The 13,606-nt window shown below is 70.6% G+C and carries 14 protein-coding genes; 5 read left to right on the top strand and 9 right to left on the bottom strand.

What is annotated here, in order from left to right; all coding sequences use genetic code 11:
- Nucleotides 1-2 precede the first annotated feature (2 nt).
- The gene (locus HNR30_RS34260) at nucleotides 3-527 is read right to left on the bottom strand and encodes a YceI family protein (protein WP_181614252.1); all 525 of its coding nucleotides are present in this window, start codon (nucleotides 525-527) and stop codon (nucleotides 3-5) included.
- Nucleotides 528-631: 104 nt separating this feature from the next.
- On the opposite strand from HNR30_RS34260, the gene sigJ reads away from it, so the two are divergent.
- Nucleotides 632-1,513 carry an RNA polymerase sigma factor SigJ gene (sigJ, locus tag HNR30_RS34255; RefSeq protein WP_246379888.1) on the top strand — a complete coding sequence of 294 codons (882 nt, stop codon included), beginning with the start codon at nucleotides 632-634 and terminating at the stop codon, nucleotides 1,511-1,513.
- Here sigJ and HNR30_RS34250 read toward each other — a convergent pair.
- On the bottom strand, nucleotides 1,508-2,737 hold the full coding sequence (locus HNR30_RS34250) for an MFS transporter (RefSeq protein WP_181614250.1): 1,230 nt from the start codon (nucleotides 2,735-2,737) through the stop codon (nucleotides 1,508-1,510). The genes sigJ and HNR30_RS34250 overlap by 6 nt on opposite strands.
- A gap of 74 nt (nucleotides 2,738-2,811) precedes the next feature.
- On the opposite strand from HNR30_RS34250, the gene HNR30_RS49590 reads away from it, so the two are divergent.
- Nucleotides 2,812-2,940: a hypothetical protein gene (locus HNR30_RS49590; protein WP_281389893.1), complete on the top strand. Its 129-nt coding sequence runs from the start codon at nucleotides 2,812-2,814 to the stop codon at nucleotides 2,938-2,940.
- Entirely contained in the window at nucleotides 2,937-3,131 is a 195-nt protein-coding gene (locus HNR30_RS34245) for a hypothetical protein (protein ID WP_181614249.1), read from the top strand. Before HNR30_RS49590 ends, HNR30_RS34245 begins: the two co-directional genes overlap by 4 nt.
- 275 nt (nucleotides 3,132-3,406) lie before the next feature.
- On the opposite strand, the gene HNR30_RS34240 is transcribed toward HNR30_RS34245, so the two are convergent.
- Genes HNR30_RS34240 through HNR30_RS34215 form a run of 6 tightly spaced genes read right to left on the bottom strand, consistent with a single transcriptional unit; the run spans nucleotide 3,407 to nucleotide 9,754 of the window.
- Nucleotides 3,407-4,360 carry an endonuclease/exonuclease/phosphatase family protein gene (locus tag HNR30_RS34240; protein ID WP_181614248.1) on the bottom strand — a complete coding sequence of 318 codons (954 nt, stop codon included), beginning with the start codon at nucleotides 4,358-4,360 and terminating at the stop codon, nucleotides 3,407-3,409.
- A gap of 18 nt (nucleotides 4,361-4,378) precedes the next feature.
- Complete coding sequence (locus tag HNR30_RS34235) at nucleotides 4,379-5,623, bottom strand: Gfo/Idh/MocA family protein (RefSeq protein ID WP_220134308.1); 1,245 nt, start codon at nucleotides 5,621-5,623, stop codon at nucleotides 4,379-4,381.
- A 10-nt stretch (nucleotides 5,624-5,633) separates the two neighbouring features.
- Nucleotides 5,634-6,821 carry an ROK family transcriptional regulator gene (locus HNR30_RS34230; protein WP_181614246.1) on the bottom strand — a complete coding sequence of 396 codons (1,188 nt, stop codon included), beginning with the start codon at nucleotides 6,819-6,821 and terminating at the stop codon, nucleotides 5,634-5,636.
- A 13-nt stretch (nucleotides 6,822-6,834) separates the two neighbouring features.
- The gene (locus HNR30_RS34225; protein ID WP_181614245.1) at nucleotides 6,835-7,653 is read right to left on the bottom strand and encodes a carbohydrate ABC transporter permease; all 819 of its coding nucleotides are present in this window, start codon (nucleotides 7,651-7,653) and stop codon (nucleotides 6,835-6,837) included.
- The gene (locus tag HNR30_RS34220; protein WP_220134307.1) at nucleotides 7,650-8,492 is read right to left on the bottom strand and encodes a carbohydrate ABC transporter permease; all 843 of its coding nucleotides are present in this window, start codon (nucleotides 8,490-8,492) and stop codon (nucleotides 7,650-7,652) included. The genes HNR30_RS34225 and HNR30_RS34220 overlap by 4 nt, the downstream gene beginning before the upstream one ends.
- The gene (locus HNR30_RS34215) at nucleotides 8,489-9,754 is read right to left on the bottom strand and encodes an extracellular solute-binding protein (RefSeq protein WP_181614244.1); all 1,266 of its coding nucleotides are present in this window, start codon (nucleotides 9,752-9,754) and stop codon (nucleotides 8,489-8,491) included. The genes HNR30_RS34220 and HNR30_RS34215 overlap by 4 nt, the downstream gene beginning before the upstream one ends.
- A gap of 162 nt (nucleotides 9,755-9,916) precedes the next feature.
- On the opposite strand from HNR30_RS34215, the gene HNR30_RS34210 reads away from it, so the two are divergent.
- Nucleotides 9,917-11,413, top strand: coding sequence for a phosphodiester glycosidase family protein (locus HNR30_RS34210; RefSeq protein WP_181614243.1), 1,497 nt, complete (start codon nucleotides 9,917-9,919; stop codon nucleotides 11,411-11,413).
- A gap of 61 nt (nucleotides 11,414-11,474) precedes the next feature.
- Here the strand turns inward: HNR30_RS34210 and HNR30_RS34205 are convergent, their stop codons facing one another.
- Nucleotides 11,475-11,996 carry a TetR/AcrR family transcriptional regulator gene (locus tag HNR30_RS34205; RefSeq protein WP_181614242.1) on the bottom strand — a complete coding sequence of 174 codons (522 nt, stop codon included), beginning with the start codon at nucleotides 11,994-11,996 and terminating at the stop codon, nucleotides 11,475-11,477.
- A gap of 59 nt (nucleotides 11,997-12,055) precedes the next feature.
- Between HNR30_RS34205 and HNR30_RS34200 the strand changes: the two genes are divergently transcribed.
- Nucleotides 12,056-13,225 (top strand): FAD-dependent monooxygenase, encoded by a 1,170-nt coding sequence (locus tag HNR30_RS34200; protein ID WP_181614241.1) that lies wholly within the window; start codon nucleotides 12,056-12,058, stop codon nucleotides 13,223-13,225.
- Nucleotides 13,226-13,606: the final 381 nt, after the last annotated feature.

Raw genomic sequence — 13,606 nt, 5'->3', positions numbered from 1 at the left:
GTTTACCTCGCGTGCCGTACGAGCCGGACCTCGAGCTCCAGCACCACGGCGTCCTCCAGCAGCAGGGCGGTTGCGGCGTTCCAGTTCACGCCCCAGTCGCGGCGGTTGATCGTCGCGCGGCCCGTGAAGGAGGGCTCGGGGCCTGTCAGCTCGAACTCCACGGTGACCGGGCGGCTCACGCCGCGGATGGTCAGGTCGCCGGTGACCACGAACGTGTTCCCGCCCGCCCGCTCCACCCGAGTCGAGGTGAAGGCGATGGCCGGGTGCTCGTCGGCGTGCAGGAACCTGCGCCGCAGGTGCTGGTCACGCCGGTCGTCGCGGGTCCGGAGGCTGGCGGCCTCGATCGTGATCCCGACGCTCGACCGCGACGGGTCCTCTCCGTCGAGGCGCGCGTGGCCGGCGAAGGCGTCGAACCGGCCACGCACCCTGGTCGCCATGGTGTGCCTGCCGACGAAGCCGATCGTGGTGCGGGCGGGGTCGAGGACGTAGTCGCCGGTCAGTTCGCTGAGCTGGGTGATGGTAGTCATGGCAGGTACGACGAGACGGGCGCGCGGAGTGTGAGGCGCCGGGCTCACATTCCTGGCCGCTGTTCCGTCATACCTGCCGGAGGGGGACCTTTATGAACGCGATCATGAGTGAGCGGCGGCAGTTGATCAACCTCGCCTACCGGCTCCTCGGCTCCCTGGCCGACGCCGAGGACGTCGTCCAGGAGACCTACGCGCGCTGGTACGCCATGTCGCCGCAGCAGCAGGAGGCCATCGAGTCTCCCGGCGCCTGGCTGACCAAGGTCGCCGGCCGGATCTGCCTCGACGTGCTCGGCTCGGCGCGCGTGCGCCGCGAACGCTACGTCGGCGAATGGATCCCCGAGCCGGTGCCCGGCCACCACGAGTGGTCCACGGCGAGGCTGGGCAGCACCACGGTCGACCCCGCCGAGCACGTGACCCTCGACGAGTCGGTCAACATGGCCTTCCTGGTGGTGCTGGAGGCGATGACCCCGGCCGAGCGCGTCACGTTCGTCCTGCACGACGTCTTCCGCTACACCTTCGTCGAGGTGGCCGAGATCGTCGGGCGCAGCCCCGCCGCCTGCCGCCAGCTGGCCACCTCCGCCAGGCGGCGCCTGCGTGACGCACGCGTGCCCCCCGCCTCCGGACACCGGCACGCGGAGGTGGTCCGCGACTTCAAGCAGGCCTGGGAGGCCAAGGACATCGGCGCGCTCATCGGCCTGCTCGCCCCCGGCGCCGTGGCGATCGGCGACGGCGGCGGGCTCGCCAGCGCCGCGCCGCACCCCATCGAGGGCAGCGCGCCGATCGCCCGCTACATCGCCGGCATCGGCGACGGCCCCGGGCTGGTCATCCACGAGCGGCTGGTCAACGGCCAGCCCGGCCTGCTGCTGGAGTACGAAGGAGCCGTGGCGGGCGTCCTGGCCTTCGAGATCGCCGACGACGGCCGGATCAGGCGTATCTGGGGCATCCGCAACCCCGAGAAGCTGCGGCCGTGGAGCGAGGGCCTATGACACCTCCGCCCGCTGCTCGCGGGCGATCGCGACGGTCTCCCTGCCCGACGGCAACCTGGTCGCGATCGCCATCACCACCACCGTGGCCACCCCGGCGACGATCAGCAGCACCTGCACGCTGATCACGTCGGCCAGCGGGCCGAACACCAGCATGCCGACGGGCGTGGCCAGCGCCATCACGATGCTGACGTAGCTGAAGACCCGCCCGTGCATGGCGGGCTCGACCGTCTCCTGGATGAGCGTCATGAACGGCGTCGAGAACGGCGGCACCAGCAGGCCGATCAGGAACATGAAGCCGAAGAAGATCCACAGGTTCGGGCTCAGCCCCAGCCCGATCGTCACCAGCCCGAACCCGTAGACGGCGACCAGGATCAGGCCGATCCTGCCGCTCTTGGCCAGCACCGTCGACATCAGCACACCGCCGAGCAACATGCCCAGGCTGAAGGCGATCTCCAGCACCGCGAGCATCCACGACTCGCTCCCGAAGCTGCGCGCCACCATCAGCGGCGTCATGAACGACGGCGCCACGGTCAGCAGGAAGATCACCGTGTACACGATCAGCAGCCAGCGCACGACCGAATGGCTGCTGATGTAGCGCATGCCCTCGACCAGGTCCTGCCAGTAGGTGGCCGTCGACTCGCTCACCCGCTCCAGCGTCGGCACCGCCACCAGCGCCAGCAGCCCGATGCCGACGACCGCCGTGATCACGTCGAGGAAGAACACCGGCACGAGACCGAACTTCGCGTAGATCGCCCCCGCCGCGGCAGGAGCGAGCAGCGCCATGGCCGACTGGATCGTCTGGAAGATCCCGTTGACCCGCATCAGCTGATCACCCGGCACGATCTGCGGGATCATCGCCTGTACGGCAGGCGTCTGCACCCCGGCGCCCACCGACCTCACCGCCACGGCCAGCAGCACGATCCACAGATCCGTCACCCCGTTGGCCATCAACACCGCCAGCACCAGCGTCGCCGCCGCGATGCCCGCGTCGGCGACCATCACCAGCACCCGCCGGTTCATCCGGTCAGCCAGCACACCGCCGAAGAGCGAGACGAGTCCCTGCGGCAGGAAGGCGGCCACCGCGTAGAGCGCCACGCTCAACCCGGAGCGGGTCTCCAGGGTCACCCACCACATGACGGCGTATTGCACGACCATCGAGCCGAAGAGCGACACGGTCTGGCCGGTCAGGAAGAAGGCGACGTTGCGCCGCCAGTGGGTGGTCATCTTGCTTGCCTTCCGAGGTGCCGGTAAAAGTGATCAGTATTACCGCATGTACCCATTTCCGCAGAATGGCGAGGGTGAGAGTGGTTCTCGGCCGCCACCTTCTCGCCGCGCTCGTCTACGACACCCTCGCACGCCTGGCCATCCCCGTGGCCGTCATCGCCCTCATGGCCCCGCGTACGGCTGCCGGATGGTGTGACCGTTGACCCGACGACGCACGGACGCGAAGAGCACGCCGATCCTCGACTGGACACACCCGCGAATCCAGAGCCTCTCGGCCGAGATCCGCGACACCGACGAGCGGGGGTTCCTGGTCGCCGCGCACGGCCTCATCGCCGAGCGGGTCCGTCCGGTGTACGCGATGAACGATGCTCTGCCACCCACGCCAGAGATCTGATGATCGATCCGCAGTCCCCCGCCACGTGGTCCTGGCCTGGCCCGAGTTCCTGGTCGGCGGGGCGTGGGTGAGCGTGTCGGAGCTCCACGGTCCGTCACGGACCGCGGAGCCGTTCACCAACACGGGCGACGAGACTCTGTTCGAGGCCGTCGCGCGTGGCTGCGACCTGTCAGGTCACGTCCTGGCCGACCTGGGCTACTTCGATTCCCGCGACGACCTGTTCGCGCGGCACGGGCAGACCCTGTGCCTCCCGATGCGCGTCGCCGCCGATCTCCTCAGTGCTCCCACGCTGCGGCGCCGCGCAGCAGGTGGTGGTCCGACACGCCAGGGGTGCAGGCCGCGGCGTCGCCGCGTACGGTGGTGAACCAGTAGTAGCTCAGGAAGATGTAGTCGATCTTCCCGGGCACCCCCACCCCCGGTGAGCACACGGGTTCGGCCGTGGCCTCGCCGGTCCTGCAGCGATCCTGCTCCTGCCCGCACGTGTTCCCGAAGTGTTCCTTGTCGTTCTCGTCGACCTCCTGGAACACCCCGTGCCCGCCGGTGTGGTTGTACAGCGGGTCGAGGGTGGCGTCCGTGGGCAGCACGTTGAAGTCGCCGCCCAGCACCACCGGCTCACCCTGGGCGGCGAAGGCCCTGGTGAGGGTGGCGACGCGCTCGACCTGTACCTTGGCGCTCGCGGGGTCGGGGTCGATGTGGGTGTTGCACGCCCTGACGGTCCGTCCGGTGACGGTCGAGCGGGCGCACAGCAGCTTGCGGTCCTCGACGTTGCCGACCTCGGGGAGCGCGTCGACGGTGCGGGAGCCGTTGTTGATCGTGCCCGCCTCCCCCTTGGCGAAGATCACCAGGCCGAAGCGGTGGTCGGTGCCCCAGTCCGAGCAGCCGGGCGCGGACGGCAGGGCCGCCGCCCACACCGAGTCGTACCTGGGCTTGTCCGTACGGCTCTGCAGGTGGTCGCGCAGCAGCGTCCACTGCCCGTAGCAGACCTCCTGGAGCATCACGAGGTCGGCGCTCCAGTTGTCCATGGCGCGGACGACCACGTCACGCCAGGCGGTCTTGGAGCCCTGGTAGATGGGCGGGCAGTGCTTGGCGGAGCCGCACACGTTGTAGGAGATGAAGCGCGGGCGCGGCCAGTTCTCGGCATCGGGCAGGTCGGCTTGGGCTGGACTCGGGGTGAGGATCAGGCCTAAGGAGAAGAGCGTGGCGAGGAACGTTCTGACTGCTGCCCGCATCGGCGAGCTCCTTTCGATTCATTCCACGGTGATGACCTGGTCGGTGAGCCGGGCCCGCTCGGCGGCGAACACGGCGAGGTGGGAGGCGAGCGATTCGGCGGGGCCTGAGCGGATCAGGTCGCGCTCGCCGGTGGCGACGGCGCGGACGAACGCGTCCATGAGGCGCGCGTCGCCGCCCGCGTGGCCGCCGCCCGCCGTGGCGTCGCCGGTGGGTGTCACGTCGAGGGTCGTGGTGGCGCCGGTGCGGAAGTCGTTGACCATGACGCTCTCGCCGTCGCACGACAGCTCGCCGTGGGTGCCGAAGATGCGGGTACGGCGGTGCCCGCCGGTGTTGAAGGCGGTCATGGTGAACGTGCCGGTGGCTCCTCCTTCGAACTCCATGGCGACGACCTGGTGGTCGACGACGTCGTTGTCGCAGTCGTAGACGCATCTGCCGTACGGCCCGTGCCTGAGGGCGCTGGTGAGCGCCTCCTCGGTGAAGGTGGCCGTGACGACGCTGAGCGGCCAGCCGTGCCGCCCTTCGCGCAGCCGTCCGAAGTAGAGGCGCGTCGCGGAGTACGGGCAGTCGGGTTCGACGGCGCAGTCGAGGCAGCGTGCGGCCGCTCCCTCGGGGCGGTTCTCGGGCCGGAAGTGCTGGAGTCCGCCGAAGCTGGACACGCGCCTGATGGGGCGGCCGACGACGTACTGGAGCCAGTCGAGGTCGTGCGACGACTTGGCCAGCAGCATGAAGCTGGCCTGGTCGGACCTGCGCCAGTTGCCGCGCACGTAGGAGTGCGCCTGGTGCCAGTAGCCCACGGGTTCGAGGTGCTGGACGGAGACGATCTCCCCGATGCGCCCCGAGCGCAGCACGGATCGCACGGTGTCGGTGTACGGCGCGTAGCGCAGCACGTGGCAGACGGCGAAGATCACGCCTGCCCGTTCGACGGCCGCGACGATGGCGCGGCACTCGTCCTCGGTGGGCGCCAGCGGCTTCTCGACGAGCAGGTGGCAGCCGAGCGCGGCGAAGGCCTCGGCCGGTTCCGCGTGGTCGGAGTCCTGGGTGGCGATCACGACGGCGTCGGCGATCCTGCCGGCGGCGGCCAGCTGCCGCCAGTCGGAGAAGACCCGGGCGCCGCTCGGGCGGGCCAGGGCCAGCGCGCGCTCCTCCGAGGGGTCGGCGACGGCCACGATCCGTGCCTGCTCCGGGTGCGCCAGCGCCCACCGGGCGTACCCGCTGCCGCGGTCTCCGGCTCCGACGATGGCCAACGACACAGGTGACGACATGCTTCTCTTCTCAGCCATTCAGGTTGTCCAGCAGGGAGCTCTCGACGACGTCCAGGGCGGTGCGCAGGGCGCCGACGGTGACGGCACGGTCGCCCAGCGACGACACCTCCAGCCGGGGCGGCAGGGAGGTCATCTGCGGCAGCCTGCGGCGGATGGGTTCGGCGATCTGCTCGCCGGCGGCCGCCACGCCGCCGCCGATGACGATCAGCTCGGGGTTCAGGAGCAGGGCCAGGGTGCCGACGGCTCGGGCGATGCGGGCGAGGATCTGTTCGAGGACCTGCTGGGCCTCCTCGTCGCCGTCGCGGGCGGCGGCCATCAGCAGCGCGGCGTCGCCGGTCAGCCCTTCGGCGCCGCCGGGCCGTACGGCATCGTGCTCGCGCAGCCTGGCCACGACCTCCTTGCCTACGTGGCTGGCCAGCGCGCCGATGCCTTCCGCGCCGGGTGTGTGTTCGAGCAGGCTGAGGAAGGCCATTTCGCCGGCGCCCCCGTCGTGGCCGCGGAAGACCTGGCCGCCCGAGACGATGCCCGCGCCCAGCCGTTCGCCGGCCAGCACGTAGATGACGTCCTGGCTGGCGGCGGCCACGCCGCGCCAGCGCTCGCCCACCACCGCGAGGTTGGCGTCGTTGTCGGCCAGGACCGGCGCGCCGAAGGACCGGCCCAGCTCGGTCCTGAGGTTCAGGCCCTTCCAGTCGGGCAGCACGTCGCAGGCCAGCACCACGCCCGTGCGGGGGTCGACGACGCCGGGCGTGGCCGTGCACACGGCCAGGACGGCGGAGCGTTCGACCCCGGCGGGTTTCAGCGCGGCTCGTACGGTCCTCCGAACACCGTCGAGCCTGGCCTTGCGGTCGAGTTCCTGGCCGAGCTGCCTGACCTCGGTGGCCAGGACGGCGCCGCGCAGGTCGGCCACCGAGACGACGCACTTGTGCACGCCGATGTCGATGCCGACGACGTAGCCGCGTTCCGCGCGCAGCCGTACGAGCCGGGCGGGACGGCCGCGGCGGCCCGCGGGGGCGTCCTCGGTCTCGGCGATCAGCCCGATCCTGCGCAGATCCTCGATCACCGCGTCGACCGTCGGCCTGGACAGTCCCGACGCGTCGGCCAGCTCGGCGAGGCGGATCGTGCCGACCTCCCGCAGGACAGCGAGCGCCCTCTCGGCGTTCAGTCGGCGCAGCAGGGGGGCGGTCGCTGAAGACGTCATGGCAGGCATGGTGTCACCCCTTCACCGCACCGGAGGTGAGCCCGGCGACGATGCGACGCTGGGCGAGCAGGACGAGCACGACCACCGGAACGGTCACCAGCAGGGCGGCCGCGGCGATGGCGCCGTACGGCTGCTGGAACTCCGAGTCCCCGGTGAAGAAGGCGAGCGCGGCGGGGACCGTGCGGGAGGCCTCGGTCGAGGTGAGCGAGATCGCGAACAGGAACTCGCCCCAGCACGCCAGGAAGGTGAGCAGGAACGTGGTGACCACGCCGGGAACGGCCGCGGGCAGGATCACCCGGACCAGCGCCTGGAGCCGGGTGGCACCGTCGACCTGCGCCGACTCCTCCAGCGCACGCGGGATGGTGCGGAAGAAGGCGGTCAGCAGCCAGATCGCCAGCGGCAGCGAGAACGAGACGTAGGGGATGATGAGGCCGAGCCAGGTGTCGAACAGGCCGAGCTCCGTCCACAGCGTGAACAGCGGGCCCACCAGCGCGATCGCGGGGAACATCGTCAGCCCCAGGGCGGTGCCGAGCACCAGCCCGCTGCCGCGGAAGCGCAGGCGCGCGATCGCGTACGCCGCGAAGACGGCGACGATCACCGAGACGGTCGTGGCGATGAGCGAGATGCCCACGGAGTTGCCCAGTGCGGTGGTGAACATCGGCTTGGTGAACAGGCCGGTGTAGTTGTCGAGCGTGGGCGAGGCCGGCAGGAAACGCCCGTCGTTCTGCAGGGTGGGCGGCTTCAGCGACAGGCTCACGACCCAGACGATCGGCGCCAGGGTCCAGACGGCGACCGTGAGGGTGACCAGGATGTCCGCGATCCGCCGCCTCATGACGCACCTCTGAACGCTCGGACGAAGCCGGCCGCGATCATCGCGACGCAGACGAACAGCAGCACCGAGACGGCCGAGCCGAGGCCGACCTCCAGGTCCCTGATCAGGAAGCGGTAGCTCAGGAACGACAGGGTCTCGGTGCCGACGGCGCCCTGCGTCTGGATGTAGACGGTGTCGAAGATGCGGAAGGCGTCGAGGGTGCGGAAGAGCAGGGCGACCATGATGGCCGGCCGTACGCACGGGATCGTCACCCGCCACAGCCGCTGCCAGGCGTTCGCCCCGTCGACCTTGGCCGCCTCGTAGACCTCGCCGGGCACCGTGACCAGCCCGGCCAGCAGCATCAGCGCCATGAACGGCGTGGTCTTCCACACCTCGGTCAGCACGATCACCGTGTAGGCCGACCAGGTCTCGCCCAGCCAGTTGAAGTCGCCGCCGACGAATCCCACCGACGGCTGGAAGGCGAAGCGGAAGGCGAAGGCGGAGACGACGGTCAGGACGGCGTACGGCACGAGCACGACGGTGCGCAGCAGCTGCCTGCCCCACAGCACCTTGTGCATGGCCAGGGCGAGGGCGAAGCCCAGCACGAACTCGAGCCCGACGCTGGTCACCGTGAGGATGACCGTCGAGGACAGGTCACGCCACCAGTCCTGGCCGGTGAGGATCTCGCGGTAGTTGCCGAGCCCCGCGAACGCCCGCTCGCCGGGGGCGCTCAGGGAGTAACGCTCCAGCGACAGGGCGACGGTCCGCAGGACCGGCACCACCGTCACCGCCAGCATGAGCAGCAGCGCCGGGCCGGCCATGAGCCAGCCCAGCCGCTGCTCGGTGCGGACTCGGTTCACTGTCCCACGGCCTGGGCGACGGCCGCCTGGGCCTTGGCCGCGGTCTCGGCGGTCACGGACGCGGGCGGGTGGAAGGCGGTCTGGATGGCGGTGGACAGCGCGTTGTACTTGCGGACCATCGGGCGCGGCGAGGCCTCGGCGATCGAGTCGCGCATGACGTCGGCGAAGGGGAACTTGGCGCGCACCTCCGCGTCGTCGTAGACCGACGAGCGGGCGGCGGGGATGCCGGCGCCCATCATGAAGCCCTTCTGGGACTGGGTGGAGGTCAGGCAGGCGAGGGCGGCGTAGGCGCTCTCGCGCTGGTCCTCGGGCGTGCCTGCGCCGATGGCGATGTTGGAGCCGCCGAGCGGCGGAGCGCTGGGGACCCCGGCGACGACCCTCGGGTACCTGGCCCAGCCGTAGTCGTCGAAGACCTTTTTGAACTCGGGTTCCTTAGTCGCGCGGTCGGCCGCGGCGGCGTAGACGTAGCCCCAGTTGGTCATGAACGACGCCTCGCCCTGCTCGAAGGCGGCCCGCATGGTCTCCTCGTCGAGCGTGCTCATGCCCTTGAGCGCGGCGGGGCCGGTGGCCAGGGAGCCGATGACGGAGGCGGCCGCCCGCCCGGCGTCGCTGTCGAGGCCCGGCTGGCCCTCGGCGTCGACGACCTGGCCACCGGCCGAGGCGACGAGGGCGTTGACGAAGACCGTGTATCCCTCGTAGCGGTTGCCGGGTGTGGCCACTCCGCGCTCGCCCTCCGGCATGCCGCCGGCTGCGGCGAGGAGCTGCTCCCAGGTCAGTTCGCCCTTGGCGGGGTCGATGCCCGCCTGTTCCGCGCGCGACTTGCGGTACCAGAGCAGTTGCGAGCCGGACAGCAGCGGCGCCGCGTAGAGCTTGTCCTTCCAGGTCGCGGACTTCAGCGCGCCTTCGAGCGTGCCGTCGGTGACGGTCTTGGCGGTGGCGTCGGGCAGCGGCAGGATCCAGCCGGCTTCGGCGAACTCGGCCGTCCAGACGACGTCCATGGTGATGAGGTTGACCGACTTGTCCTTGGCCGAGAGCCGCCGCACGAGTTGCTCGCGCTGCTTGTCCGAGCCGTCGGGGAGGGTCTCGACCTTGATCGCGTACTTGCCGTCCTTGGTGCAGGCGGCCACGGCTTCCTGCGTGGGCGTCTCGGCGTTCGGGCCCTGCCACCAGGTGAGCGCGACGGGGCCTTCGCTCTCGGCGGCGCACGCGGCCAGGGGCAGGGCGGTGAGTGCGGCCGCCGCGAGCCGAAGCAGATTGCTCATGAGGGGTCCTTGGGGGAAGGAGGCTTGCTCTTTTTTTCAGGGTCATTTATTAATTAAGCCTGAAGAATAAGAGCCGCTCGTGACGTCGTCAAGACGGCCCCCCGATCGGCTCGCTCATGAGAACGAAGGACGCTTATGCCCCGCACAGCCTTAACGTCCCTGGTGGCAGCCCTGACGATCGCGCTGCCCGCCGTGGCCGTACCCGCGGAGGGAACGACCTCGCCCACGCTCCCCCCGGGCCTGACCCTGACCACGCTGTCGCTGGGCGCCCAGGACGCCGACGACTTCTGGACGGTGCACGTCTATCTGCCCGCGACCCTCGACGGTCCCGCCGCCACCGCGGGCACGGCGCTCGGATCGAGGGAGATCGCCGACCGCATCGCCGCCGGTCTGCGCGAGAAGGGCTTCGAACCCCGCGTCGAGCAGGTCGACCTGCCCGCCTTCGCCGACCGCCCGGCGGGCGTGCTCGGGTGGACCGTACGGCTGGGCCGCTACGCCACCAGCGGCGAGGCGTCCGCGGCTCTGACCCAGGTCAGAGCCGCGGGCTTCACCGGCGGCACCCGCTACACCGCGCAGGACGGCACCGACCGGAACGCGCCGCAGAAGGTGCACGTGCTCCGCGTCGACTTCAGCCAGTTCCGCGGCACCGTGGACACCGACTTCGGCCCGGCGCTGAACGGCCCCGAGACGCTGACCGACCTCATCGCCGCGACCGGCGCCAGCGCCGGCATCAACGCCCAGTGGTTCTACAACCGCGCCCCCGGCGGCCTGTACGTCAAGAACGGCAAGCTCATCGGCTCCGCCACCCAGGGCCGCGGCGGGATCAGGATCACGCACGGCGGCCGACGGGTGGACGTCGACGCCTACACCGCACACGTCACGCTCCGCGCGGGCGGGGCGACGGCCGAGGTCGACGGCGTCAACCGGCTGCCCGGCGAGGTCTGGAACTGCGGCGGCGTCGGCGGCGACCAGCCCACGCAGAAGCCCCAGCACGACCTGAAGTGCACCGACCCCAGCGAGCTGGTGCTCTTCACCCCCGAATGGGGCGTGCCGCCGGTGGGCGAGGGCGCCGAGGCCGTGCTCGACGCCGACGGCACCGTGCTGGCGGTCAACACCACGCGCGGCGCGAGCGTCCCGGCCGGCGGATCGGTCGTCCAGGCGATCGGCGACAGCTCCGCGTGGCTGCTGGCCCATGCCGCTCCGGGCGGGAAGCTGACCGTCACCGAGCGCGTCGAGGACAGCAGGGGCCACCGCGTGCCGCTCACTCCCGACACCACCATCCTGCAGGTCGGCCCGACCCTGGTCCGCGACGGCCAGGTCTCCGTGAACGCGGACGCGGACGGCCTGATCAGGGAAGGCAGCGACCAGACGTTCACCTACAACTGGACGCTGCGCGCCAACCCGCGATCCATGATCGGCATGGACGACCGCGGGCGGCTGATGCTCGTGGTCGTCGACGGCAGGCAGGCCGGGTACAGCGAGGGGCTCGGCATCGCGCAGACGGCCGAGCTGATGAAGCGGCTCGGCGCGGTGGAGGCGATGAACCTCGACGGCGGCGGCTCCAGCGTGCTGGCCACGGCCGGCGCGGGCATCGTCAACCGGCCTTCCGACGCCACGGGACAGCGCTCGCTGGGCAACGTCTTCCTGGTCAGGCCATAGGTTCCCGAACCTGGGCGGAGCCGGACGCCACCACGCGTCCGGCTCCGGCCAAGCGGCCTGCTCACCGCTCCATCAGCGTGCGCAGGCCCTCCAGCAGGTCCGCCGGAGTCGGCGTGTTGTCGGGGTCCACCAGCCACTGCGCCGCCAGCCCGCCCAGCAGGGTCTGGATCACCGCCCCCACCTGCTCGGACTCCGACCCGAACAGCTCCGCCAGCCCGAGCCTGGCGTGCCGCCCCGCCTCCGCGAACGCCTCGCGCATCTCCGGCGTGCGCGCCATGTGCGCGACCAGCTCGAACTGGATCGTCCACAGCGGCCTGGCCGTGGCGAAGGACTCGATGACCTTGCCCCAGGTCGACTCGAAGTCGCCCGGCTCGGCCAGCACCCGGCCCAGGTCCTCGCTCCACTCCCGCATCGCTTCGACGACCGCCTCGTTGAGCAGGTCGTCCTTGGTGCCGTAGTGGTAGCCGATCGCGGCCAGGCTCACCCCCGCCGCGTTCGCGATGTCGCGCGCGGTCGTGCGGAAGTAGCCCTTGTCATACAGGCAGCGTTTGGCGCCTTCGAGGAGGTCTTCTCGGTTACCCATGAGTTCATCTTACACAGGTGTCTTGCACACTTGTCTAAGACATGCGTACTATTCAGGACATGACGAACATCCTGATCTCCGGCGCGAGCATCGCGGGCACGACCCTCGCCTACTGGCTGCGTGAGTACGGCTTCACCCCCACCGTCGTCGAGCGCGCGAACGAGGTGCGCGAGGGCGGCTACAAGGTCGACATCCGCGGCGCCGCCCTCGACGTCGTCGAGCGCATGGGCCTCCTGGAGCACATCCGCTCCCTGCGCACCGACGTGCGCACCGGCTCCGTGGTCGACGGCGCCGGACGTCAGGTGGCCAGCATGGACGGCGACAGCTTCGGCGGCCGCGTCCACCAGGACGCCGAGCTCCACCGCGGCGACCTCACCCGCCTCCTGCACGAGGCGACCAGCGGCGTCGAATACCTCTTCGGCGACTCGATCGCCTCCATCGACGGCACCCAGGTGACCTTCGACAGCGGGCTCGTGCGCCACTTCGACCTGGTCGTCGGCGCCGACGGGCTGCACTCCAACACCCGCGCGCTGGCCTTCGGCCCCGAGGACCGCTACGTGCGCGACATGGGCTACAACGTCTCGATCTTCAGCGTGCCCAACCACCTCGGGCTCGACCGCGAGGAACTCACCTACGTCGGTCCCGGCCGTACGGCACTGCTCTACAGCACCCGGCAGGACGCCGGAGCCAAGGCCATGTTCCTGTGGCAGTCCGACGACAAGGCACGCGAGCGCGCCGAACAGCAGCGCATCCTCGCCGAGGCCTACACCGGCTCGGGCTGGGAGGTGCCGCGCCTGCTCGAGGGCATGGCCGACGCGCCCGACTTCTACTACGACTCCCTCAGCCAGGTGCGCATGGACAGCTGGCACGCGGGCCGGGTCGCGCTGATCGGCGACGCCGCCTACTGCGCCTCCCCCGCCTCGGGACAGGGCACCAGCCTGGCCCTCGTCGGCGCCTACGTGCTGGCGGGCGAACTCAAGCGCGCCGCCGGCGACCACACCGCCGCCTTCCCCGCCTACGAGGCGCGGATGCGCCCCTTCGTCGAGGCCAACCAGGCCCTGGGCACCGGCAACATCAAGCGCATGGTGATGGCCACCCCGTTCCAGGTGCGCATGTCGATGATCATGCTGCGCGTGGTCAACCTGCTGCCGGGCAAGGACCGCATCATGGCCAAGGTCGTCGAGCCCATCCACCGCGCCGCCACCGCCATCGACCTGCCGTCGTACTAGCCGAGCGTGTCACCCGTCCCCGGCCTGCCTCGCCCGCGTCCCGATGGAGTGGTGAACTTTTCTTCGATCATGCGCATCGAAGAGAGTGAGAGTCCCGACCAGCGTGCGGCTGGCGCCTCTCCTCCGCCGGGACCGCCGCCCCGCAGGTGTGGGGCGGCGAGAACCCACTCGTTGCTGGGGCTATGATCGCCAGCGATCGCCAGCACAAGGGGTTCGCATGTGGCCGTTCCGGAAAAAGCACGACCTGCTCGACCTCGAAGAGCGGTCTCCCCGGCTCGGGATCAAATACAAGGACCTGCTGGTCATGAACAGGCTCGCGGATTCGGGCGCCGACCTCGACCAGCCCCGCCACGTGAGGTTCCACCCTACGCCCCGACCCTC

Source organism: Nonomuraea soli, from assembly GCF_013761175.1.
Lineage (GTDB): Bacteria > Actinomycetota > Actinomycetes > Streptosporangiales > Streptosporangiaceae > Nonomuraea > Nonomuraea soli.
The sequence above is the reverse complement of the archived record's forward strand: the minus strand, read 5'-3'. Positions and strand labels throughout refer to the sequence as shown.

What these genes read in the sequence shown, in the direction of transcription:
- HNR30_RS34260 (WP_181614252.1), bottom strand. Translation starts at nt 527, where the DNA reads ATGACTACCATCACCCAGCTCAGCGAACTGACCGGCGACTACGTCCTC.
- sigJ (WP_246379888.1), top strand. Translation starts at nt 632, where the DNA reads ATGAGTGAGCGGCGGCAGTTGATCAACCTCGCCTACCGGCTCCTCGGC.
- HNR30_RS34250 (WP_181614250.1), bottom strand. Translation starts at nt 2,737, where the DNA reads ATGACCACCCACTGGCGGCGCAACGTCGCCTTCTTCCTGACCGGCCAG.
- HNR30_RS34240 (WP_181614248.1), bottom strand. Translation starts at nt 4,360, where the DNA reads ATGCGGGCAGCAGTCAGAACGTTCCTCGCCACGCTCTTCTCCTTAGGC.
- HNR30_RS34235 (WP_220134308.1), bottom strand. Translation starts at nt 5,623, where the DNA reads ATGTCGTCACCTGTGTCGTTGGCCATCGTCGGAGCCGGAGACCGCGGC.
- HNR30_RS34230 (WP_181614246.1), bottom strand. Translation starts at nt 6,821, where the DNA reads ATGACGTCTTCAGCGACCGCCCCCCTGCTGCGCCGACTGAACGCCGAG.
- HNR30_RS34225 (WP_181614245.1), bottom strand. Translation starts at nt 7,653, where the DNA reads ATGAGGCGGCGGATCGCGGACATCCTGGTCACCCTCACGGTCGCCGTC.
- HNR30_RS34215 (WP_181614244.1), bottom strand. Translation starts at nt 9,754, where the DNA reads ATGAGCAATCTGCTTCGGCTCGCGGCGGCCGCACTCACCGCCCTGCCC.
- HNR30_RS34205 (WP_181614242.1), bottom strand. Translation starts at nt 11,996, where the DNA reads ATGGGTAACCGAGAAGACCTCCTCGAAGGCGCCAAACGCTGCCTGTAT.
- HNR30_RS34200 (WP_181614241.1), top strand. Translation starts at nt 12,056, where the DNA reads ATGACGAACATCCTGATCTCCGGCGCGAGCATCGCGGGCACGACCCTC.